The following is a 26,764-nucleotide window of genomic DNA, read 5'->3' as shown; positions in this document are numbered from 1 at the left end:
TTCTGAAGCGTCACTCGCTGATCGATTGCTCTGCTGAGCCCGGCGGCACAGCTGGGTCCAGTCTGCGCGCATCTCCTCGGGGTCCGGGTCGCCTGCGAAGGCGTTCCGCATGCCTCGGGGTGATTCGCCGAGCCTCGGTCGCGTCGAAATCCATTATGCCGAAGTAGGAAACGTCTGAGTGGACCCCAGTTTAACAGAATCTTTAGTTTAAACCTAAATTTTGACCTACTAATTGATGGTTACCTGATCTGCTCCGCGATCCGGATGGTGTCGCGGGAGGCGGCGGTCGTTCACCGACCGCCATCGCTGAGGAGCCGCGGCGGAAACGCCGAATCGAGAACGCATTGCCGGCGGGGCGACCGGCAAACGTCTCCGATAACGGTGATCGGCAACAAACACACACGTCAGATGCTTACGGGGGGTCACAGCATGCCTTGAGGAAGGATGTTCAGAGGTGACCGGATCGGCGTTTGCCGTCGCTATCGTTGGCATGTCCTGCAGAATGCCGGGCGCGGCCGATCTCGACAGTTTCTGGCAACTGCTCAGGGAAGGGCGCGCCGAGATCGGCACAGCTCCCCTCGGGCGAGAGAACATCACCGAGCGTGCCGGATTCATCGACACCGCAGGGCATTTCGATGTGGACTTCTTCGGGGTCTCGCCTAACGAGGCGCGGGCGCTCGATCCGCAGCAGTTGCTTGCACTGGAGTTGAGCTGGGAGGCGCTGGAGGACGCAGGCCTGGCAGCCACGGCGCGCGACGCCCGGCGGTGTGGTGTGTTCCTCGGTTCCACCGGAAGCGATTTCGCCGAAATCGTGGCCTCCCAGGGCGGGCCGGGTGTCAGCCGCCACTCGCTGTGGGGTGTCGGACGCGGCATCATCGCCAACCGCGTCTCGAACTACTTCGGTTTCAGCGGCCCGAGCATCGTAATCGACAGCGCCCAGGCATCCTCGCTGGTCGCGGTTCATCTGGCCTGTGAGAGTCTGCGCAGCGGCGAGAGCGATGTGGCCTTGGCCGGTGGCCTGAACCTCATTCTGTCGCCTACGAGCGGCGAGCGTATCGAGCAGTTCGGCGCGCAGTCGGCGCTCGGCGGGTGCTACACCTTCGATGCGCGGGCCGACGGTTTCGTGCGCGGCGAGGGCGGCGGCATGGTGGTGCTGAAACCACTGGCGCAGGCGGTCGCCGACGGCGACCGGATTCATGCCGTGATCCGCGGCAGTGCGGTCAACACCGGCAACGAACGCCGAGTGCTGAGCGCCCCGAGCCGGGACGCGCAGGCCGCGGCGATCCGCTCGGCTCTGACGGCGGCAGGTGTCGAGGCGCCGTCGGTGCAGTACGTCGAATTGCACGGGACCGGAACACCCGCCGGTGATCCGGTGGAGGCCGCCGCGCTCGGCGAAACCTACGGCGTGAGCCGGACGCAGGATGCGCCGCTGGCCGTCGGATCGGTCAAGACGAATATCGGGCATCTGGAAGGTGCTTCCGGTATCGCGGGCCTCATCAAGACCGTGCTCTGTCTGAGCAACCGGGAACTGGTGGCCAGCCTGAACTTCGAGACGCCGAATCCGCGAATTCCACTCGAGGACTTGGGTTTACGGGTCGTGACCGGCACCGAGAACTGGCCCGTCGACAACGTGCGCATGGCAGGCGTGTCGTCGTTCGGTATGGGGGGATCGAATGCCCACGTGATCGTGGAGGAGGCGCCCGCCGTCGGGTCCGCCGCGTCCACGGCACGCGACGCGGCCGGTGCGGTGCCGTGGGTGGTGTCGGCCCGCAGCGAGGACGGCGTGCGTGCGCAAGCGGCCCGGCTCCGAGAGTGGCTGCTCCATCGCCCGGAGCTGGATGCGGTCGATGTGGCGCACTCGCTCCTGGCCACGCGAGCCCGAATGGAATGGTGCGGCAACGTCGTCGGGCGGGATCGAGCGGAGCTGCTGGCAGGCATGGCAGCACTGGCCGACCCGACCGCGCCCGCTGTGGCGGTCGAGCCGACAACCGCGCGGGCCGAGCAGCGGCGGATCGCGTTCGTCTTCCCGGGGCAGGGCAGCCAGTGGGAGGGGATGGCGCTCGGGCTGTTGGATTCGGGTGGCGTGTTCGCGGAGTCGATTGCGGAATGTGAAGCGGCGCTCGCGCCGTACGTGGACTGGTCGCTGACGGCGGTGCTGCGTCGCGAAGGTGACGCGCCCCCGCTGGATCGCGTGGATGTGGTGCAGCCGACGCTGTTCGCGGTGATGGTCTCGCTGGCCCGGATGTGGCGAGCGGCCGGCGTGGAGCCGGACGTGGTGATCGGCCATTCCCAGGGCGAGATCGCCGCCGCCTATGTTGCCGGTGGACTATCGCTGTCCGACGCGGCGCGTGTGGTGGCTCTCCGATCGCGGGCGGTCGCCGATGAGCTGGCCGGACAGGGCGGTATGGCCTCGATCGGACTCGGCGCGGAGGCGGTCCGGGAACGTTTGTCGGCGTATGGGGACCGGCTGTCGTTGGCGGCGGTGAATGGACCGGCGCAAAGTGTGATAGCCGGTGACGTTTCGGCGATGGATGACTTCCTCGCCGACTGCGCCCGCGACGGTGTATGGGCCCGCCGGATTCCGGTGGATTACGCGTCGCATTCGAAAGCGGTTGAGCGGCTGCGTGATCGGCTGCTCGAGGAACTGGAGCCGATCCGCCCGCGATCAGGGTCGGTGCCCTTCTTCTCCACGGTATTCGCCGACCGGTTGGATACGGCGGAACTGGACGCCGAATACTGGTATCGGTCACTGCGGGAACCGGTTCGATTCGCCGATGCCGTTACGGCGCTGATCGGTGACGGTATCAACGGGTTCATCGAGGCGAGTCCGCATCCGGTGCTCACGATGGGCATCGGCGTCACCGCCGAGGCGGCCGGTGCGGCCGAGGGCGTGCAGGTTGTCGGATCGTTGCGGCGCGGTGACGGTGGACCGGAACGGTTCATGGCGTCGCTGGCACAGGCCCATTGCGCCGGTGTGCCGGTGGATCCGCGCGCGCTGGTGTCCGGTGGGACGCGGGTCGACCTGCCGCCGTACGCGTTCCAGCGCCGTAGTTTCTGGGCCGGTGCATCCGTCGCTTCCCGCGTAACCGACGTCGTTGCGATAACCGAGGAGCAGATTTCCGAGGGCCAGCTTTCGGAGGGCAGGGAGCAGACCGGAGCGTGGGACGACGGCCCGCTGGCACGCAAACTGCTGTCGGTCCCCGAATATCAGCGCGACACAGTAGTTCTCGATCTCGTTGGTGAGCATGCCGCTGCCGTCCTAGGCCACGAGTCGGCCCTGTCGATCCACCCCGACCTGCCGTTCACCGAGTTCGGTTTCGACTCCGTCAGCGGAGTGGAGCTGCAGAACCGACTGATGCGGGCCACCGGTGTGCCGCTGCCGAAGACGCTCATATTCGACCATCCGACCGCGAGTGCGGTCGCGGCGTTACTACTGGAACGGGTCACGGGGACGGGCCGCGGGCAGCGGCGCGCTGAGCTCACCCGTTCCGCTGGCCGACCATCCCCGGCGTCGGACGAGCCGATCGCGATCGTCGGCATGAGTGCCCGATTCCCGGGCGGCGTTCGGTCCGCCGAGGATCTGTGGGACCTGCTCGCGGCGGACCGGGATGTCATCGGCGAATTTCCCACCGACCGCGGGTGGGACCTGGACCGGCTGTTCGACCCGGACCCCGACAAGCCTGGAAAGGTCTACACGCGCCACGGTGGATTCCTGGGCGGTGCAGGCGATTTCGATCCAGGCTTCTTCGGCATCAGTCCTCGCGAAGCGCTGGCGATGGATCCGCAGCAGCGGTTGCTGCTCGAAACAGCATGGGAAGCCCTGGAGGACGCGGGTGTCGACCCGATGTCGTTGCGGGGCAGCGATACCGGCGTCTTCGTCGGTGCCTGCTCGTCGGGATACTCCCGTCGGGTGACCGGTGACCTGGAGGGCTTCCGGCTGACCGGCACGTCGCACAGCGTCATCTCGGGTCGCGTCGCGTACGCGTTCGGCCTGGAAGGGCCTGCGGTGACGGTGGATACGGCGTGCTCGTCATCGCTGGTGGCGTTGCACCTGGCCTGCCAGGCGCTGCGCCAGGGCGACAGCTCGCTGGTGCTCGCCGGTGGTGTGACCGTGGCGGCCAGCCCGTATCTGTACGTGGACTTCTCCCGCCAGCGCGGCCTGTCACCCGATGGTCGGTGCAAGGCGTTCTCGGCCGCCGCCGACGGTGTGGCGTGGTCAGAGGGCTCGGGTGTGCTTGTGCTCGAGCGGCTTTCGGATGCGCGGCGGCTCGGTCACAACATCCTGGCCGTCGTTCGCGGTAGTGCGGTGAACCAGGACGGCGCGAGCAACGGCCTGACCGCACCGAACGGTCCGGCCCAGCAACGGGTGATTGCGCAGGCCCTCGCCAATGCGGGGATCTCGGCGGTCGATGTCGACGCCGTGGAGGCGCACGGGACCGGCACGACCCTGGGTGATCCGATCGAAGCGCAGGCGTTGATCGCCGCCTACGGACAGGATCGCGGTGATCGGGAATCGTTGCGGATCGGTTCCTTGAAATCGAATATCGGCCATACGGTCGCCGCTGCCGGTGTGGCCGGTGTGATCAAGATGGTGCAGGCGATGCGGCACGAACGACTGCCGCGCACGCTGCACGTCGAAACTCCTACGCCGCACGTGGATTGGGATGCGGGCGCGGTGCGTCTACTGACCGAAGCCGAACCGTGGACCGCAGGCGATCGAGTGCGTCGGGCCGGTGTGTCGTCCTTCGGGATCAGCGGTACCAACGCGCATGTGATCCTCGAAGAAGCACCTGCTGCACCGGTGGCGGCCACCGAGGGTGACATCGACGACGAAGCGGAGCGGCACTCGACTATCACCGTGCCGGTCACCCCGGTGCTGGTGTCGGGTAAGGGCGAGGCAGGCCTGCGCGCGCAGGCGGCACGGCTGCGCGCATGGTTGTCGGAGCGGCCGGAGATCGACATCGCCGATGCCGCCTATTCGCTGGCGACGTCCCGGGCGCAGTTGGATTCGCGGAGTGTGATCCTCGGTCGCGATCGGGCCGAGTTGCTCGAGCGGCTGGCCGATCTTGCCGAATCGGGAACCGGCTCCGGTGTCGTCGCGGGCGCCATCGGCTCGGGGACGACGGCGTTCTTGTTCACCGGTCAGGGTGCCCAGCGAATCGGCATGGGCGCAGGCTTGTACGAGGCGTTCCCGGTATTCGCCGACGTGTTGGATTCGGTGTGCGCCCAGTTCGATCCGGTGTTGGAGTGCTCGCTGAAACAACTCATGTTCAGCGGCGCCGCTCATGGCGGTACTGATGCCACGATTCTGAATCGGACGGAGTTCACCCAGCCTGCGTTGTTCGCCTTCGAGGTCGCGCTGTATCGGCTGCTGGAGTCGTTCGGCGTCACCCCGGACGTGTTGATCGGCCATTCGATCGGCGAAGTCGCGGCCGCATACCTCGCGGGTCTGTGGTCGCTCGAGGATGCCTGCCGGTTGGTGGCGGCGCGCGGCCGTCTCATGGGTGCGTTGCCCGAGGGCGGAGCGATGCTGGCCATCGCGGCGTCCGAAAGCGAAGTGAACGATGTCGTCGCTCGGTATTCCGAGCGAGTGTCGGTCGCTGCGGTGAACGCGCCTGCGGCCCTGGTGATCTCGGGTGACGAGGACGCGGTCGCCGAAATCGAGGCTCGATTCGCCGAGCGTGGCCGGAAGACCTCGCGGCTGCGAGTCAGCCACGCCTTCCACTCGCATCGGATGGAGCCGATGCTGGCCGAATTCGAATCTGTCGCAGCGAACTTGACGTACAACCGGCCGCGCCTTCCTGTGGTATCGAATGTTTCCGGTCAGCTTGCCGGGGACGAGGTGATGGAAGCTGCCTACTGGGTCCGGCAAGTGCGGGCCGCGGTGCGATTCGCGCCGGGTATCGAGACGTTGATCGACTCGGGTGTGCGTCGCTTCCTGGAAGTGGGGCCCGACGCGGTGCTGGCGGCGCTGACCCGGCAGACCCTTCCGGACAGCGTGGAGTCGTCGGTGGTTGCCGCGGCTACGCGCCGGGATCACGATGAGCCCCAACAGTTCCTGACGATGTTGGCGCACGCTCACACGTCCGGCGTGCGGGTGGACTGGACGTCACTGTTCGGTGGCCGTGCGATGCCGCGAGTTCCCCTGCCCACGTATGCCTTCCAACACCAGCGATTCTGGTTGCCGCCGCGTCCCGAAGCCACCGGCGACGCCCACGGCCACCCGTTGCTCACCGGCGTGGTGCCGGTGGCCGGCAAGGACGAGTTCGTTTTCACCGGCCGGTTCTCGCTGCCGACCGACCCGTGGGTCGCCGACCATATGACCTACGGCACCGTGGTGCTGCCGAGTGCGACGCTCGTCGAGTTCCTCCTCGTAGCGGGCAGCAGAATAGATTGCGGCGTCGTCGAGGAGCTGACCCTGGAGGCTCCGATCCTTCCGTCGGAGGACGACGAGGTCGAGCTCCAGGTGTCGGTGCAGGAGCCGGACCGGACCGGGCGACGGCAGTTCAGCTTCTACTTCCGTAAGACAGGTCGCCGAGCGGGCGAATGGGTGCGCAACGCCAGTGGCGTACTGGCCCCCTCCTGGGACGGCGACGACGCGCTGCTGAATCAGCTGCGCGATGAGGCTTGGCCGCCGGTCGACGCCGAAACCCTCGACACGGCATGGATTCCCGAGCAGATCGCGAAGGGCTCCGGACTCGAATACGGTCCCGCGTTCCTCGGTGTCGACGCCGCGTGGCAGCGGGGCGGGACCGTCTTCTCCGAGATCACCCTGGATACCGCAGCCGCGGCCGAACCGGAGCGGTTCGATCTGCATCCCGCTCTGCTCGACCTCGTGATGCACGCCGGTCTGGCAGGGCTCGTCTGGCGCGATCAAGGCAGCGATCCGAACACCGGCCGGTTGCTGTTCCGTTGGGGCGGGGCGCGACTGCACCAGCCGCTGGTCAAGGCGACGACGCTGCGGGTCATCGCCACGGCGACCGGGCCGGAGACGATCTCCGTCGCGACCGTGGACGATTCGGGGCGGCCGGTGGTCTCCGTCGACGCGGTCGTCATGCGGCCCTACGACGTACAACAGATGCGCGGCACAGTGGCCGGGGACGACGCCGATCTCTACGGCGTCCAGTGGATGCCCGTGCAGGCAACGGCACCGAGTCCGTCCGCGGAACGGATGGCCGTCCTCGGTTCGGTGCCGATCGCCGGAATCGACACCTGCTCGCCGAGCCCATCGGAACTCGCTGCGGCACCGACTATTCCGGATGTCGTGATCTGGCATCCGCAGGACAGCGCCGCGGCCGACGATCCGGCGGCCGTTCGCGGCCACCTGGAAACGGTCTTGGCGACGGTGCAGGCCTGGCTGGCCGAAGACCGCCTGGCCGACACTCGGCTGGTTCTGGTGACCACCAACGGTGCCGCGCTGCCTGGCGAGGCGCCGGATCTCGCCGCGGCAGCCGTCTGGGGGCTGATGCGTAGCGCCCAATCCGAATATCCGGGTCGGTTCGTTCTCGTCGACGCCGATCCGTCGGCCGCTGCGCCCCTGGGTGATTCGATGCCGATCGGTGCGGTGATCGCGGCAGGCGAACCACAGGTCGCGGTGCGCGCCGGAGCATTGCTCGTGCCCAGGCTCGCGAAAGCACGAGCCGAACACGATGCCGAGGGACAGGCCCACCCGTCGCCCGACCACCACCCCTCATCGAGTCGCTACGCGACGCAGGCCCACCCGTCATTTGGCGATGGCACCGTACTGATAACCGGTGGCACCGGTGGCCTCGGCGCCCTCGTGGCCCGACGTCTGGTCGCCGCACACGGAGTCCGCCGTTTGCTGCTGGTGTCCAGGCGTGGCGAAACTGCCGACGGTGCGACGGAACTGGTGTCCGAGCTGTCGGCGGCCGGAGCTGGCGTCAGCGTGGCGGCCTGCGATGTGGGCGATCGAGCAGCCCTCCGTTCGCTGTTGGATTCGATCGACGCCGATCATCCGCTGACCGGCGTAGTACATGCGGCGGGTGTCCTCGACGACGGCACCCTCGCAGGCCTGACCGCCGAGCAACTGCGGCGAGTGTTCGACTCGAAGGCTGCGGCCGCGTGGCATCTGCACGAGCTCAGTCGCGACCGTGACCTGTCGGCCTTCGTGCTGTTCTCGTCCATCGCGGCAACGATCGGATCGGCGGGACAGGGCAACTACGCGGCAGCCAACGCATTCCTCGACGCACTGGCGCACCGTCGCCGAGCCGAAGGACTGTCCGCGATTTCGCTGGCGTGGGGGCCCTGGAATTCCGCCGCCGGTATGACCGGCGCTTTGGACCGCAGCGCCGTCGCCCGCTGGGAGAGGCTCGGTCTCCACCCGCTCGGGAACGACGAAGGTCTCCGGCTGTTCGATGCGGCCACCGCACGCGCCGCCGCGCACCTGGCTGCGATCGGGTTCGACCCGGCGGAGCTGCGGCGCGAAGCGCGCGACGGTGCGGTGCCTGCGGTGCTGCGCGGTTACCTGCCCCGCACCACAGCCCCGACCGCGGCCGCGTCGAGTTCGCTCGGCACTCGACTGAGCCGGGTACCGGAGGCCAAACGCGCCGAGGTGGTGCTCGAACTCGTCCGGGAGCACGCGGCAGCCGTCCTTGGGCACGGCTCCGCCGAAGACATCAGTCCCGACGAGCGATTCGACACACTGGGATTCGACTCGCTCGGCGGCGTCGAATTCCGCAACCGCCTGTCGAAGGCCACCGGTGTCCAGCTACCGTCCACCATGGTCTTCGACCACCCCACCGCCGCGGCGGTGGCCACCCTCTTGCACTCCAAGATCGAGGGAGCGGCGTCCGGTTCCGGAACGACCCGGGTGTCGCGCCGCGTCCGCGTGGACGAGCCCATCGCGATCGTCGGCATGAGCTGCCGATTCCCCGGCGGCGTCCGAACCCCGGACCAGTTGTGGGATCTGGTGCGGTCGGGTACCGATGCCACCACGGAATTCCCGAACGATCGTGGGTGGGATCTCGACCAGCTGATCGACCAGGATCCGGATAGACCCGGCACGGTCTACAGCCGCGGCGGCGGATTCCTCGACGATGCCGGTGATTTCGACGCCGGATTCTTCGGAATCAGCCCGCGGGAAGCCCTGGCGATGGATCCGCAGCAGCGGTTGCTGCTGGAAGCATCCTGGGAGGCACTGGAGCAATCCGGAATCGACCCGATCGCGTTGCGCGGCAGCGATACCGGCGTGTTCGCGGGCGCGTGCGCCTCCGGATATGTCGACCGCGTCACCGGCGATCTCGAAGGGTTCCGGCTGACCGGCACCACCCACAGTGTCATCTCCGGCCGCGTCGCATACGTGTTCGGCCTCGAGGGACCAGCGGTCACGATCGATACCGCATGCTCGTCCTCACTGGTGGCATTGCATCTGGCGTGTCAGGCCCTGCGTCAGGGCGAAACGTCACTGGCCCTGGCCGGCGGCGTCACCGTGGCCGCAACCCCTTATCTCTCCGTTGATTTCGCGCGGCAACGCGGCCTGTCGCCGGATGGCCGCTGCAAGGCGTTCTCCGCCGCGGCCGACGGTGTGGCCTTCGCCGAAGGCGTGGGCGTCCTGGTCTTGGAGCGGCTGTCGGATGCGCAGCGGCTCGGCCATGACATCCTGGCCGTCGTCCGGGGCAGTGCGGTGAATCAGGACGGTGCGAGCAATGGCCTGACAGCGCCGAACGGTCCGTCGCAGGAGCGAGTGATCGCGCAGGCCCTCGCGAATGCCGGGCTCACGCCCGCCGACGTGGATGCGGTGGAAGCGCACGGGACCGGCACTCCGCTGGGAGATCCCATCGAAGCCAACGCGTTGATCGCCGCGTACGGGCAGGAGCGTGGGGATCGGGAGCCGCTCCGCATCGGATCGATCAAATCGAATATCGGTCACACCGTCGCGGCGGCCGGTGTCGGTGGCGTGATCAAGATGGTGCAGTCGCTGCGACACGAAACCCTGCCCGCGACCCTGCACGCGGAAACGCCGTCCCCGCACGTGGATTGGTCGGCAGGCGCGGTGCGACTGCTGTCTCGGGCGGAACCATGGCGCGCAGGGGGGACGGTTCGCCGCGCCGGTGTGTCCTCGTTCGGAGTCAGCGGCACCAACGCGCACGTGATCATCGAGGAGGCTCCGGCCCAGGCGGTATCGATGCCTGAGCACGGATCGGCCTTGCCGGACATCGATGCCGCTGTGGCGTGGACGATCTCGGCCACATCGGAGGAGGGCCTGCGGGCGCAGGCCGAGCGGTTGCGGGCGTGGTTGGTCGATCGCCCGGAGGTCGACATCTGGTCGGCGGCGCGGTCATTGGTGGACTCGCGGGCATTGCTGGAGCGCCGGGGTGTCGTCGTCGGTCGGGATCGGGACGAACTGCTGGCGGGTCTGGCCGATTTGGCGGTGGGTTCGCCGCGCACGATCGAGGGGTCGGCGGGTTCGGGGAAGACGGCGTTTCTGTTCACGGGGCAGGGTGCGCAGCGGATGGGGATGGGTGCGGGTCTGTACGACGCGTTTCCGGTATTCGCGGCGGCGTTCGACGAGGTGTGCGCGCAGGTCGATCCGTTGTTGGGTCGGGCCCACCCATCGAGGAGCTCCGCGCTGTCCTTGAAGGAGTTGATGTTCGCCGACACCGAGGGTGTGTTGGATCGGACCGAATTCACCCAGCCGGCGTTGTTCGCGTTCGAGGTGGCGTTGTTCCGGTTGATCGAATCATTCGGTGTGACACCGGATCTGCTGATCGGGCACTCGATCGGTGAGTTGGCGGCGGCGTATGTGGCGGGGGTGTGGTCGCTCGAGGACGCGTGTGCGCTGGTTGTGGCGCGTGGTCTGTTGATGGGTGCCTTGCCGGAGGGCGGGGCAATGCTCGCGGTCGCGGTGTCAGAGGCCGAGGCGTTGGAGGTGCTGGCCGAGTTCGGCGGCCGGGTGTCGTTGGCGGCGGTGAACAGCCCGTCGTCGGTGGTGTTGTCCGGGGAAGCGTCGGTGATAGACGAGATCGGTGATCGGCTGGTTGCGGATGGAGTGAAGACCTCCCGGCTACGGGTCAGCCACGCGTTCCACTCGGTGTCGATGGAGCCGATGCTCGACGAGTTCCGCGCTGTCGCCGAAGGATTGACGTACCGCGAGCCGTCCTTGCCGATCGTGTCGAACGTTTCGGCGGTCGTGGTCGCTGCCGAGCTGACCGATCCCGCGTACTGGGTCGAGCAGGTGCGGCGGTGTGTCCGGTTCGCACCAGGGATCGACGCCCTGGTCGAGGCGGGTGTGCGGCGATTCGTGGAGATCGGACCGGATGCGGTGCTGGCCGCGATGACTCGGCAATGTCTTGTCGAGACTCCGGCCGTCGAGGCCAAGTCGATAGTGGTCGCGGCCGCCCGGCGCTCGATCGACGAGCCGACTCAGTTCGTGTCCGCGCTGGCACAAGCCTCTGTCGTCGGTGTAGGGGTGGACTGGACGCCGCTGTATGCGGGCCGCCGCACGGATAGGGTCGCGTTGCCCACCTATGCGTTCCAGCGCCGTCGCTACTGGCTCGAGGCCACTGCCGGCACGGCGGGTGTCGAATCCGTTGGTTTGGGTGCGGTGGACCATCCGTTGCTGGGCGCGATGGTGTCGGTGCCTGAGTCCGGTGGCGTGCTGTTGACCGGCCGATTGTCGGTAGCGACACAGCCCTGGCTGGCCGACCATGCGGTAGCCGGGTCGGTGTTGTTGCCGGGCACCGGGTTTGTGGAGCTGGCGTTGCGTGCAGGCGCCGTCACCGGGTGTCCGGTGATCGAGGAATTGACGCTACAGGCGCCACTGCTGCTGCCCGCGGCAGGCGGTGTGCAGATCCACGTCATCGTCGGCGGGCCCGAACACGAGTCCCCGCAGCGGCCGATATCGATCTACTCCCGCGATGAACACGACCGCGACGGACAGTGGGTACTGCACGCGCGAGGGCTGCTGACCACCCACGACGACATGACCGAACCCGAACCGGCGGCATGGCCGCCGGCCGCGTCGAGTGGTATCGATGTCGCGGCCGCGTACCCGGAGCTGCTGGCGCGTGGTTACGACTACGGTCCGGCGTTCCAGGGTGTGCGGGCGCTGTGGCGACGCGGTGCGGACGTGTTCGCCGAGATCGCCGTCGATGCGGACACCGGGGTGCGAGCCGAAGGATTCGGGATCCATCCGGCACTGCTGGATGCTGCCCTGCAGGCGGGACTGCTGGCTGGTGTACTCGAAAGCGCTGCGGGAAAGCCTGATTCACCGTTCACGGTCGGGGCCGGGCAGGTCGTGCTGCCGTTCTCGTGGGAATCGGTGTCGCTGCACGCGGCCGGAGCGTCGGTGCTGCGCGTACGTCTGACCACGACCGGATCGTCGGTGTCGGTGTCGGTAGCCGATGAGCAGGGACAGCCGGTGTTGTCGGGATCGGTGAAGACCCGGCCGATGCCACTCGAGCAGCTCGCCGCGGCTGCCGCGGGCGCGGCCGATCCGGTACTGGAACTGGTGTGGTCGCCGACCGCGTCCGAGTCCGCGGTGGTGGCGGTAACACCTCGAGATGTGGCCGTGGGTCGGTGGGACCTGGATCCGGAGTCGCCGGTACCCCCGGTGGTGGTGGTCGAGGCCGGGTTCGGGTGGGACGAACACACCGGCACCGATGTGGTGACCGCCACCCATTCCGAGGTCGCGCGGATCCTCGAGGTGGTGCAGGCATGGCTGGATCAGGACCGGTTCGCCTCGAGCACCCTGCTGATCGCCACGCGCGGCGCGGTCGCGCTGCCCGATGAAGACCTCACCGACCTTGCCGGCGCCGCGGTGTGGGGTTTGGTGCGCACAGCGCAGACGGAAGATCCGGGCCGAATCGTCTTGGTCGATGCGGACACCGGCATCGACGAGCAACTCGCGGCCACTGTCATGGCCGTGGGCGAACCCCAGGTGGTCGTGCGCGCCGGAGTCACCCACACCGCTCGGCTCACCCGACCCGCGACCGTGGTGCCTTCCGTACCTGGCGATGATGCTTCCGCCTTCGGCACGGGAACGGTGCTGATCACCGGCGGCACAGGTGGTTTGGGTGCGGTGGTGGCCCGCCACGTGGTGGCCGAGCACGGCGTGCGGTCGTTGCTACTGGTGAGCCGCAGCGGTCCGCGGGCCGACGGCGTGGCACCGCTGTGCGCCGAGTTGGAGCAACTGGGCGCACAGGTTCGGGTGGTGGCCTGCGACGTCACCGACACCGACGCGGTGGCGGGGCTGCCTGCCGAAGCGCCTGCACAGTGGCCGTTGACGGGCGTGATCCATGCCGCGGGTGTGCTCGACGACGGGATCATCGCGTCGCTGACCGCACAACGGTTGGACGCAGTCCTGGCGCCGAAGGTGGATGCCGCCTGGTACCTGCACGAGGCGACCGCGGAGCTGAATCTTGCGGCGTTCGTGGTGTTCTCGTCGGTGTCGGGCACGATCGGCGGACCAGGACAGGCCAACTACGCGGCCGCGAATACCTTCCTCGACGGGCTGGTGGCGCACCGTCGTGCACGAGGGCTGGCCGGCCAATCGCTGGCGTGGGGTCCGTGGGCACGCTCGGGGGGCATGACCGGACACCTGAGTGAGACCGATGTGGCCCGGATGAGCCGGGGCGGATTCACCGCGATGCCGGATGAGCAGGCGTTGGCCGGCTGGAATGCGGTGCTCGACCGCGGCGTGGCACACGCGGTGATCGCCGCGGTGGACACCGCCGCGATTCGTGCCCAGGCCGATGCCGGACTGCTGCCACCGCTGCTGCGGGAACTGGCGCCGAGAGCCGCCCGGCGGCCGGCGGCGGCGACATCGGCGGTGATGTCCGGTCTCCAGCAGCGGCTGGCCGGTCTGGACGCCGATCGACAGCAGCAGGCGGTACTCGATACCGTGCGCACGTACGTCGCGGCCGTCCTCGGTCATGACAGTGCGTCCGCGATCGATCCCGATCGCGCGTTCCAGGACCTGGGCTTCGATTCGCTGAGCGCGGTCGAGCTGCGCAACCGGCTCAAAACCGCCACCGGCCTGTCGCTTTCGGCCGCGGTGGTCTTCGACTACCCGACACCACAGGCGCTGGCCACATACCTCGCGGGCGAGCTCACCGGCGCAGGAGAGGACATCGCGGTCACTGCCGCCAAAGTTGTTGCCGACGAACCTATTGCGATCGTCGGCATGGCTTGCCGGTACCCGGGTGGTGTCAGTTCGCCCGAGGATCTTTGGAATTTGGTCGTAGACGGTATCGACACGACGTCGGAATTCCCCGTGAATCGTGGCTGGGATACCGAACGTATCTACGATCCCACCGGCGAAACACCGCACACCACCTACACGCGTGAGGGTGGATTCCTGCATTCTGCCGGCGAGTTCGATCCTGTCTTCTTCGGCATCAGTCCCAATGAAGCCGCGCTGATGGATCCGCAGCAGTTCCTGTTGCTGGAGACCTCATGGGAGGCATTGGAGCGGGCCGGTGTCGATCCCACCGTGCTGAGTGGCAGTTCGACCGGGGTCTTCACCGGGATGATGTATCACGACTATCCGGTCAATTCGAATTCGGGATCTATCGCGTCCGGTCGAGTTTCGTATGTGTTCGGTCTGGAGGGGCCGTCGGTCACCGTGGATACGGCGTGTTCGTCGTCGCTGGTGGCGATGCATCTGGCCGCGCAGTCGTTGCGGTCGGGCGAATGTGATCTGGCGTTGGCCGGTGGTGTGGCGGTCATGGCGACGCCGGAGGTCTTTGTCGAGTTCAGTCGGCAGCGGGGGCTTTCGCCGGACGGGCGGAGTAAGTCGTTCGCCGATGCCGCCGATGGTGTCGGCTGGTCCGAAGGCGCCGGTGTGCTGGTGTTGGAGCGGTTGTCCGACGCGCGCCGCAATGGTCATGAGGTTCTCGCGGTGATCGCGGGTTCGGCGGTGAATCAGGACGGCGCGTCGAATGGTTTGACCGCGCCGAACGGTCCGTCGCAGCGGCGGGTGATCCGCCAAGCATTGGCGAATGCCGGGGTCTCCCCAACGGAGGTCGACGCGGTGGAAGCCCACGGCACCGGTACCACCTTGGGAGATCCGATCGAGGCGCAGGCGCTGCTTGCTACTTACGGTCAGGCCCGTGATGCGGATCGTCCGTTGTGGTTGGGGTCGTTGAAGTCCAATATCGGTCACACTCAGGCGGCGGCGGGTGTCGGCGGTGTGATCAAGATGGTGATGGCGATGCGGCACGGGCTGCTGCCGCAGACCCTGCACGTCGATCAGCCCTCCACAAAGGTCGATTGGTCCGAAGGCCACATCCGGTTGCTGACCGAGCAGGTGGCATGGCCGGAGGTGGATCGGCCGCGCCGCGCCGGTGTGTCCTCGTTCGGTATCAGCGGCACCAACGCTCACCTCATCCTGGAACAGGCGTCGGTGGTGGAGCCTGCTCCGGCGCCGGTTGTGCGGACCGTCCCGGCTGTGCTGCCGTGGGTGGTTTCGGCCCGCGGTCGCGAGGCGCTTGCCGATCAAGCCGATCGTTTGACATCGCGTGTGGGCGAACATGATCCGCTCGATATCGGCTTCTCGCTGGCATCGACGCGCAGTGTGTTCGAGCATCGCGGAGTCGTGGTGGCCGAGGGTCGTGATGGTCTGCTCGTAGGTATGCGGGCATTGGCTGCCGGCGCGCAGGCTCCTGGCGTCGTGACCGGTCGTGTGGTGCCGGGTTCGACGGGTGTGGTGTTTTCGGGTCAGGGTGCGCAGTGGGCTGGCATGGCCGCCGCGCTCCATGGTGCGTATCCGGTGTTCGCCGAGCATTTCGACGCGATCGTCGCTGAACTGGATCCGATGCTGGGGCAGACTGTTTCGCTGAGTGCTGCTTTGGTGAGCGATGACCTGATCGACCAGACGGTGTTCGCGCAGGCGGGGTTGTTCGCGTTCGAGGTGGCGTTGTTCCGGCTGCTCGAGTCGTGGGGCGTGCGTGCGGATGTGGTGGCCGGACATTCGATCGGTGAGGTCGCTGCCGCGCATGTGGCGGGTGTGTTGTCGTTGGCGGATGCGTGTGTGCTCGTGGCGGCGCGTGGCCGGTTGATGTGGGCGCTGCCCGCGGGCGGGGCGATGATTGCCGTCGGTGCGTCCGAGGCCGACGTACTACCGCTGCTGGCCGGTGGGGTGTCGATCGCGGCGGTGAACGGTCCGTCGTCGGTAGTGCTCTCCGGTGTCGAGAACGATGTCGTGGCTGTCGCCGATCGGTGCGCCGAACAGGGTTGGCGTATACACAGGCTGCGGGTGTCGCACGCTTTCCATTCGGCGTCGATGGAGCCGATGCTGGATGAGTTCGCTTCGGCGATAGAGGGTTTGGCGTTCGCCCGCCCGAGTATCCCGTTGGTGTCGACGGTGACCGGTGCCCGCGTCGAAGACGAGATGTCGGATCCGTCGTATTGGGTCGGTCAGGTTCGTGAAACGGTGCGGTTCGCCGATGCGGTCGCCGCGATGGCGGCCATGGGTGTATCCAGGTTCGCCGAGGTCGGGCCCGACGCCGTCTTGACACCGATGGTCGCCCAAACTCTCAGTGACGCAGCGACAGTCGCTGTCACCAGACGTGACCACGCAGATGCCTCAACCGTATTGAATGCGGTGGCCGGGTTGTTCGTGGCCGGTGCCGAAGTGGACTGGGCCGGTCTCTACGCCGGTACCGGAGCTCGGCGAATCGACCTGCCCACCTACGCTTTCCAACACGAGCGGTTCTGGCTCGACGCCAAGCAGATGTTGGCCCAGTCGTGGCTCGGTGCCGAACTCGGCGGAATCACCGCCGTCGGGCTCGATACGGTGGACCATCCCTTGCTCGGTGCCGTTGTGCCGCACCCGGAGTCGGGTGGAATGAGCCTCACCGGCCGGTGGTCGCTGGACTCCGTCGAATGGCTGGCCGACCACAGCGTGCACGGAGTCGTGTTGCTGCCGGGTACCGGATTCGTCGAGCTGGCCGGTTATGTCGGCGGTCTGCTGGGCTGCCCGGTGGTGGACGAGCTCGTCCTGCACACCGCGTTGACGTTGCCCGCCGAAGGCAGTGTCGCGGTACAGGTCGTGGTGACCGCTGCCGACGAGGCCGGTCGCCGACGACTGACCGTCCATTCTCGACAGGCCGCAGAGGGTCCGTGGTCGCTCCACGCCGAGGGCGTGCTCGCCCCGGGTGACGTCATGGCTGATTTCGATCTGACTTCGTGGCCTCCGGCTGGCGCGCAGCCGTTGGACATCGACGGAGCCTATGACGAGTTGCTCGAACTCGGGTACGGGTATGGCCCGTTCTTCCAGGGTCTGCGGGCGGCTTGGCGGCGCGGCGATGAGTTGTTCGCCGAGGTCGCGCTGCCGGATCCGCAGGATGCCAAGGGTTTCGGAATCCATCCCGCATTGTTCGACGCGGCCCTGCACACCGAGATCATTCATGGTCGTCGCAGCGGAAATGATTCCGCGGTGCTGCCTTTCGCCTGGAATCGTGTGGTCGTGCACTCGACCGGTGCCGCCGCCGTGCGGGTACACAGCGTCCCCGAAGGCGACGACTTCGCGGTGCAGATAGCCGATGACCAGGGCCGGCCGGTGCTGTCGGTGGGTGCTCTGGTGTCTCGGCCGGTGTCGGCCGAACGCCTGGGCGCGGGCCGGGTGTCGGAGGCCCTCTTCGGCGTGGAATGGGTCACCGTTGCGGCCTCGTCAGCGGTGAGTGTCGACCCGGGCCGCGTGGCGGTCCTCGGTTCCGGCGAGAACCGCGGTGACCAGAGTTCCGACGGAGTGCGGCGCTATCGTGATCTCGCGGCGTTGATCACCGATCTGGATGCGGCCGAGGAGTCGGCTGTTCCCGACATCGTGCTGCTCGAGTGCCCGCTCCAGGACGGTCCGCCGACAGCGGCGGCACGGCAGGTCGTGACCTCTGTGCTCGACAACGTCCAGGGCTGGATGGCCGAAACCCGTTTCGCTGCTTCCCGTTTGGTCGTATCGACCAGGCAGGCGGTGGCCGTTGCCGATTCCGAGCAGGTGCGTCTGGATCAAGCGCCGGTGTGGGGGCTGCTGCGTGCCGCGCAGGCCGAGCACCCGGGTCGGTTCCAGCTTGTCGATCTGGATCAGGACGGTGACATGTTCGCTGTCGCGACCGCAGTGGCAGCCGCTGCTGGGGAACCGGAGGCCGCGCTACGCGGCACGACACTGCTCGTGCCGCGTTTGATCCGCCACGCACCGGGCACGATCGCTCGGCTGACAGAGCCTGGCACCGTGCTGGTTACCGGTGGTACCGGTGGTCTGGGTGCCGTGATCGCTCGGCATCTGGTGACCGAACATGGTGTGGGACATCTGCTTTTGACGTCTCGGCGAGGCCTGGACGCTCCGGGTGCCGCTGAGATGCGTGACGAGTTGGTCGAGCTCGGCGCCGAGGTCACCATTGCCGCGTGTGATGTGTCCGATCGGTCCGCGCTGGCCGCGCTGCTGGACGGCATCTCCGACGAGCATCCCCTGGTGGGTGTGGTGCACGCGGCGGGAACTGCCGACAACGGTGTGATCGAGTCGATGACGGTGGACCGGATCGGGTATGTTTTCCGGCCCAAGGTCGATGCCGCATGGCATCTGCACGAGCTCACGCGTGATCGATCGCTGTCGCTGTTCGTGCTGGTGTCCTCGGCGGGTGGGTTGGTGCTGGCCGCGGGCCAAGCCAATTACGCTGCGGCCAACGTCTTCCTGGATGCCCTCGCGGTGCATCGTCACAGGTTGGGGCTGCCTGCGGCCTCCCTCGATTACGGCATGTGGGCGCGGTCGAGCGGGCTCGGTATCGAGCTGTCCGAGGACGATTTCGATCGGATGCGCAGGCAGGGCTTCCCGCCGCTGACCGAGGCCGAGGGTCTGGCATTGTTCGATGCGGCGATCGCCGCCGATACCGCTCAGCTGGTAGCACTGCGGGTCGATCCCGCGGTGCTTCGAACACGGGGCGAGCAGATCCCGGCTCTCGTCCGCTCGATGGCACCGGCACCTGTGCGCCGCCCCAGCCGGACCCCCGCGGGTCAGGCGTTTCTACAGACGCTGGCAGGCCTGTCGGATTCCGACCGCGAAGGTGCTCTGGTCGACCTCGTCCGGTCGGTTGCCGCGGGCATCCTCGGACACGCCTCCCTCGATTCCGTCGAACCCCAGCAGGCTTTCCAGCAGCTCGGGTTCGACTCGTTGAGCGCCGTCGAGTTCCGCAACAAGCTCAACACCGCGACCGGTCTGCAGCTCCCGGCCACGCTCATCTTCGATTACCCCAATCCGCAAGTCGTGGCCGAGTTCATCGGTACGCAACTCACCGGTACCGAAGCTGTCGAAGAGCACGCGGTCAGTCGGGTTCGAGCCGACGACGAGCCGATCGCTGTGGTCGCGATGGCCTGCCGTTATCCAGGTGGGGTCGCCTCGCCGGAGGACCTGTGGAATCTGGTCGTCTCGGGCGTCGATACCACCGGGGAGATGCCGGTGGATCGAGGCTGGGACATCGAGGGCATCTACGATCCCGAACCCGGTAAGGCGGGCAAGACCTATACGCGCAGTGGTGGGTTCTTGTACTCCGCAGCCGAATTCGACGCGGACTTCTTCGGAATCAGCCCCAACGAGGCCACGGTGATGGATCCCCAGCAGCGGTTGCTTTTGGAGGTCTCGTGGGAGGCGTTGGAACGGGCCGGTATGGATCCGGCGGTGCTGCGGGGCAGTTCGACCGGCGTGTTCACCGGTCTGATGTACCACGACTACGCCCAGGCAACCGGGACCGGTAGCGGTGCCGCAGGCAGTTTGGTCTCGGGTCGTGTGTCGTATGTGTTCGGTCTGGAAGGGCCGTCGGTCACCGTGGATACGGCGTGTTCGTCGTCGCTGGTGGCCCTGCATCTGGCCGGGCAGTCGTTGCGGTCGGGCGAGTGTGATCTGGCGTTGGCCGGTGGTGTGGCGGTTATGGCGACACCGGATATGTTCCTCGAGTTCGGTCGTCAGCGTGGGTTGTCGCCGGATGGACGGTGTAAGTCGTTCGCCGATGCCGCCGATGGTGTCGGCTGGTCCGAAGGCGCCGGTGTGCTGGTGTTGGAGCGGTTGTCCGACGCCCGCCGCAATGGTCATCAGGTGTTGGCGGTGCTTGCCGGTTCGGCGGTGAATCAGGATGGTGCGTCGAATGGTTTGACCGCGCCGAACGGTCCCTCGCAAAGGCGAGTGATCCGCCAAGCACTGGCGAATGCCGGAGTGTCCCCGGTCGAGGTCGATGCTGTGGAAGCGCATGGCACCGGCACCACGTTGGGCGATCCGATCGAAGCCCAGGCATTGCTGGCTACCTACGGGCAGGATCGTGACCCGGATCGTCCGTTGTGGCTGGGATCGTTGAAGTCCAATATCGGTCATGCTCAGGCCGCCGCGGGTGTGGGTGGTGTGATCAAGATGGTGATGGCGATGCGGCACGGTGTGCTGCCCCAGACCCTGCATGTCGATCAGCCGAGTACCAAGGTCGATTGGTCCGAGGGCCACGTTCGGTTGTTGACCGAGTCGGTGCCGTGGCCGGTCGTGGATCGGCCGCGTCGTGCCGGTGTGTCGTCGTTCGGTATCAGTGGCACGAATGCGCACGTCATCGTGGAGCAGGCTCCGCCGGTGGTGGGTTCGGTGCCGGCGCTGGGATCGGTGCCTGCGGTCAGTATCGGCTCGGCCGGTGGAGTGCTGCCGTGGGTGCTCTCGGCACGTAGTGGCGAGGCTCTCGCGAGTCAAGCCGCCCGTCTGGCGTCGTATGTCGACGACCACGATCCGATCGATGTGGGTTACTCGTTGGCGTCGACGCGTGGTGTCTTCGAGCATCGTGCTGTTGTCATGGCCGATGACCGCGACGGTCTGCTCGCCGGAGTGCGGGCGCTGGCCGCCGACGTGCAGGCGCCCGGTGTGGTGACCGGTCGTGTGGTGCCGGGTTCGACTGGTGTGGTGTTCTCCGGCCAGGGTGCGCAGTGGGCGGGTATGGCTACTGAGCTGCGTGGTGCGTATCCGGTGTTCGCCGAGGCTTTCGATGCGATCGTGGCTGAGTTGGATCCGTTGTTGGGGCAGTCGGTTTCGCTGGGTGAGGCGTTGTCGTCCGAGGACATGGTCGATGCGACGGTGTTCGCTCAGGCGGGTTTGTTCGCGTTCGAGGTGGCGTTGTTCCGGCTGCTGGAGTCGTGGGGCGTGCGTGCGGATGTGGTGGCCGGTCATTCGATCGGCGAGGTCGCGGCTGCGCATGTGGCGGGGGTGATGTCGCTCGGGGATGCGTGTGTGCTGGTAGCGGCGCGTGGCCGGTTGATGCAGGCGTTGCCCGCGGGTGGGGCGATGGTCGCCGTGGGTGCCTCGGAAGACGAGGTCGCCGAGGTGCTGGCGTTGCTGGGAGGTGTCGAAGCCCAGCTCGAGGTGTCGATGGCGGCGGTCAATGGTCCGTCGTCGGTGGTGCTCTCCGGTGTCGAGGCTGATGTCGCCGCTGTGGTCGATCGTTGTGTCGATCGTGGGTGGCGGACGCATCGGTTGCGGGTTTCGCACGCTTTCCATTCGGCGCTGATGGAGCCGATGCTGGCTGAGTTCGCTTCAGTGGTGCAGGGTTTGGCGTTCGGTCGGCCCGCCATCCCGTTGGTGTCCACAGTGACCGGCGCCCGGGTCGGTGACGAGATGTCGGATCCGTCGTACTGGGTCGGTCAGGTCCGCGAAACGGTGCGATTCGCTGATGCGGTCGCCGTGATGGCGGGCATGGGCGTGACCAGGTTCGCCGAGGTCGGGCCCGATGCGGTGCTGGCCCCGATGATCGTCCAGACCCTCGACACCGCGACCACAGTCCCGCTGACCAGACGAAACAATGCGGACCCCTCGACCCTGCTGACGGGTCTCGCCCGGTTGCATGTCGCAGGTTCGACGGTGGATTGGTCCGGTCGGTACGCCGGTTCCGCAGGCCGGCGAATCGACCTGCCCACCTACGCCTTCCAGCGTCGACGCTATTGGATGGCCGAAGGGTTCGCCGGTGGCAGTGACGCTCGGGCGATGGGTCTGGTGGCAACCGGACATCCCCTGGTTTCGGCGGTGATATCGCAACCGGACTCCGACGCGGTGATCCTCACCGGCCGCCTGTCGGCGCAGACGTACCCATGGCTGGCCGACCACAGGGTGATGGACACCGTGCTGTTCCCCGGCACAGGTCTCGTCGAACTCGCCCTGCACGCGGCGGAGCAGGTCGGCTGCCCGACCCTGGAGGAGCTGGTCCTACAGGCCCCGCTGGTGCTGTCGGAGTCCGGCGGGCTCGCGCTGCGCATTGTGGTCGGCGACCAGGACCCGACGGGCCGTCGCGCGGTGCGGATCTTCTCCTGCCCTGATGATGTCGCTTCGGCGTCGTCGTGGACGCTGAACGCCGAAGGTGTGCTTGCCCCGGGCGAGGTGGCGGCCGATTCCGGTCTCACCTCCTGGCCTCCGGTTGGTGCGCAGCCGTTGCCGATCGACGGTGTATACGACGAGCTGCTCGATGCCGGGTATGGGTATGGCCCGTCCTTCCAGGGTTTGCAGGCGGCTTGGCAGCGTGGCGACGAGCTGTTCGCCGAGGTTGCGCTGCCCGATCCGCGGGATGCCGAGGGTTTCGGGATCCACCCTGCGCTGTTCGACTCCGCCTTGCACGCACTGCTCATCGCCGGGCACACGCCCGCGGAGGGAAGTGGGCTCGCGCTGCCGTTCGAGTGGTCCGGTGTCACCGTGCACGCGGCCGGTGCCAACGCCTTGCGTGTTCGGCTCACCCGCGTCGGTGAGCACGGTGCCGCTCTGGATCTGGCGGATCCGTCGGGCGCTCCGGTCGCCACGGTGCGGCATCTGGCTTCCCGGCCCATCGATCCCGCACAGCTCACGGCCGGTGCGTCCACTGCCGGTAATGCGATGTTCCAGGTTGGTTGGACACCGATCTCGGTGTCCGATGCCGAGGTCAGCGCAGTGTCCTGGGCGGATCTCGGTGACGAGGTCCCGGCGGCGGTCATATTGGAATGCCCGACGGGCAACGATCCCGCAGCCGTTCGTGCCGCGACTCACGATGTGCTGCAAGCGCTTCAGTCCTGGATTGCCCATCAGCGGTCCGTTGATTCGGTGCTGGTGGTTCGGACCAGTGGTGCGGTATCGGTTGCCGGGGAGAACATTACGAATCTGGCCGGTGCTGCTGTGGGTGGCCTGGTTCGTTCCGCGCAGGCGGAGAGTCAGGGCCGGATCATGTTGGTGGACACCGATTCCGACATCGAGGGGCTGCTCGGCGGGATTCTGGCCGCGGAGGAACCGCAGGTGGCCGTGCGCGGTGGACAGGTACACGGTGCGCGACTCACCCGAGCGGCCGCCACTCAGGCGACCGCTTCGGCTCCGAGCCCCACTTTCGGTCCGGACGAGACGGTTCTGATCACCGGTGCCAGCGGCTTCCTCGGTGGATTGTTCGCCCGGCATCTGGTCGACGCGCTGGGTGTCCGTCACCTGCTGTTGCTGAGCCGCCGTGGTGAATCCGCTCCCGGCGCTGCTGAGCTGCGGGCGGAGTTGCAGGGTCTCGGCGCCGAAGTCGAGTTCGCCGCCTGCGATGTCGCCGACCGTGGGGCGCTTGCCGAGGTGTTGGCGGACGTTCCCGCGAGCCGTCCGCTCACCGGCGTGTTCCATACGGCCGGTGTGCTCGACGATGGCGCCATCGCTTCGCTGACCGCGGATCGGATGGACGTGGTTTTGCGGCCCAAGGTCGATGCCGCTCTGCACCTGCACGAATTGACCGCCGATCTGCCGTTGAAAGCGTTCGTGCTGTTCAGCTCGGCGGCCGGAGCATTCGGCAGCCCTGGTCAGGGCAACTATGCCGCGGCCAACGCCTGCCTGGACGCACTCGCGGCACACCGCAGGGCATCCGGGCGCTCCGGCCGGTCTCTGGCGTGGGGTCTGTGGAGCATGGATGGCGGGATGGGCGCGGAGCTCAGCGACGTCGATCGGCACCGCATGTCTCGTACGGGCATGCTGCCTTTGTCGGAAGAACAGGGCTTGGCGCTGTTCCATGCCGCTGCCGAGATCGGCACGGCGGCTCCCATTCTCGCCCGTCTCGATCTGGCGAGTCTCCGCAGCACGGGGTTCGCCGCGACCCTGTTGTCCGGCCTGGTACCCGCGCGCCGCGCAACAGCCTCGGGCGCACCCACGGCGCTTCGTGCCCGTTTGGCGAACACACCCGACAGCGAACGTCTCGGTGTGCTCGTCGAAATCGTTCGCGGTCAGGTCGCGGCGGTGCTGGGTCATCAGAATGCGAATGCGATTGCGGCGGACCGGGCCTTCAACGAATTGGGCTTCGATTCGATCACCGCTATCGAATTCCGCAACGCCCTCAAATCCGTTACAGGTCTGCGGTTGCCCGCGACTCTGGTGTTCGACTACCCGTCACCGGAGGCTTTGGCCAAATACCTGGCCGACGAGTTCACCGACCACCGCAACTCCGGCCGATCGACGGATTCGTCGGAAGACGATATTCGCAGAGCCCTGCAAACGATCCCCGTCGCCCGTCTCCGCGACGCGGGCATGCTGGATGCACTCATGCAGCTCGCACATGGACAGGAAAGCCACAGCGAGATCGATCAGAGCATCTCGGATGAATCGATCGACGAGCTCGATATCGATGACTTGATCGACATGGCTTACAACAACTCATCAGAGGACTGACGGCGATGTCCGCGGCACGGGTGGAAAACCCGTGCCGCGATCACCCGTAATGCATCGGAATTCTGTCTCGTAGACGAGATTTCGTCGACGAGTCACGGTGACCGTAGGAAGAGCTGGAACAATAATGACGAAGCCCGACGACAATACCCAGAAGCTCGCTCAGGCGTTGCGCGTCTCACTCAAAGAGACCGAGAGATTGCGTGCCCGCAACCGCAAGCTCGACGCAGCCCTTCGCGAACCTATTGCGATTGTGGGTATGGCGTGTCGTTATCCGGGTGGTGTCGGCTCTCCCGAGGACCTCTGGCGGTTGGTCTCGGACGGGACCGACGCGACGTCGGAGTTCCCCGAAAATCGAGGCTGGGATACCGAACGTCTCTACGATCACACCGGCGAGACACCGAACAGCACCTATACCCGCGAGGGTGGATTCCTGCATTCCGCCGGCGAGTTCGATCCGGCGTTCTTCAATATCAGTCCCAACGAAGCCGCGCTGATGGATCCGCAGCAGTTTCTGCTGCTGGAGACCTCATGGGAGGCGTTCGAGCGGGCCGGCGTCGATCCCGGCTCGCTGAAGGGAAGCCGGACCGGTGTGTGGGTCGGCATGATGTATCACGACTATCCGGCCAATGCGAATTCGGGATCGATCGCGTCCGGGCGAGTGTCGTATGTGTTCGGTCTGGAAGGGCCCTCGGTCACCGTGGACACGGCGTGTTCATCGTCTTTGGTGGCAATGCATTCGGCTGCGGCGTCGTTGCGGTCGGGGGAGTGTGATCTGGCATTGGCCGGTGGTGTGGCGGTGATGGCCACGCCGGAGACCTTCGTGGAGTTCAGCCGACAGCGCGGGCTGGCCCCGGACGGGCGGTGCAAGTCCTTCGCCGATGCCGCCGATGGGGTGGGCTGGTCGGAAGGTGTCGGCGTACTGGTGTTGGAGCGGTTGTCCGACGCGCAGCGTAACGGTCACCAGATTCTTGCGGTGATCGCTGGTTCGGCGGTGAATCAGGATGGCGCCTCGAATGGTTTGACCGCGCCCAACGGTCCGTCGCAGCGGCGGGTCATTCGGGCGGCGTTGGCGAATGCCGGGGTGTCCCCTGGCGAGGTGGACGTGGTCGAAGCTCACGGCACCGGTACGACTCTGGGCGATCCGATCGAAGCCCAAGCGCTGCTGGCGACCTACGGGCAGGACCGTGATGCGGATCGTCCGTTGTGGTTGGGGTCGTTGAAGTCCAACATCGGTCATTCCCAAGCCGCGGCGGGTGTGGGTGGTGTGATCAAGATGGTGATGGCGATGCGGCACGGTGTGCTGCCCCAGACCCTGCATGTCGATCAGCCCAGCACCAAGGTCGATTGGACCGAAGGCCACATCCGGTTGCTGACCGAGGCGGTGGCGTGGCCGGTGGCAGATCGGCCGCGTCGTGCCGGTGTCTCGTCCTTCGGTATCAGCGGCACGAATGCTCACGTCATCGTGGAAGAGGCCCCCGCGACCGAGCCGGTGGTGGATCAGGCTTCGGTGCCGGTGGTGAAGACTGTCCCGGCGGGTGGGTTGCTGCCGTGGGTGGTTTCGGCGCGTGGTGGTGAGGCTCTTGCGGGTCAGGCGGTCCGTTTGGCGTCTCATGCGGGTGAGAACGATCTGGATCCGGTGGATGTCGGTTTCTCGATGGCGTCCACGCGTGCTGTGTTCGAGCATCGCGCTGTTGTCGTGGCCGATAACCGTGATGGTCTGCTGGCGGGAGTGCGGGCGCTGGGTCGCGCCGAAACCATTCCCGGTGTGGTGACCGGTCGTGTGCTGCCGGGTTCGACGGGTGTGGTGTTTTCCGGTCAGGGTGCGCAGTGGGCGGGTATGGCTGCCGAGCTGCGTGGTGCGTATCCGGTGTTCGCCGAGGCTTTCGATGCGATCGTCGCTCAGCTGGATCCGCTGTTGGGACAGTCGGTTTCGCTGAACGTGGCGTTGGCCGACGAGGCTCTGATCGATCGGACGGTGTTCGCTCAGGCGGGGTTGTTCGCGTTCGAGGTGGCGTTGTTCCGGCTGCTGGAGTCGTGGGGCGTGCGTGCGGATGTGGTGGCCGGTCATTCGATCGGCGAGGTGGCTGCTGCGCATGTGGCGGGGGTGATGTCGCTCGGGGATGCGTGTGTGTTGGTGGCGGCGCGTGGCCG

The 26,764-nt window shown here is 67.0% G+C and carries 2 protein-coding genes; both read left to right on the top strand.

Annotation, left to right across the window (positions count from 1 at the left end; all coding sequences use genetic code 11):
* Positions 1-454: 454 nt before the first annotated feature.
* Complete coding sequence (locus AC3ERS_RS27505) at positions 455-24,613, top strand: SDR family NAD(P)-dependent oxidoreductase (RefSeq protein ID WP_488186866.1); 24,159 nt, start codon at positions 455-457, stop codon at positions 24,611-24,613.
* Between the two features lie 124 nt (positions 24,614-24,737).
* Positions 24,738-26,764, top strand: a 2,027-nt coding sequence (locus AC3ERS_RS27500) for a type I polyketide synthase (RefSeq protein ID WP_431970995.1), incomplete at its 3' end; no start/stop codon positions are given.

The sequence above is a fragment of the Nocardia sp. bgisy134 genome (assembly GCF_057708325.1).
This window is presented reverse-complemented; position numbering and strand designations above follow the sequence as displayed.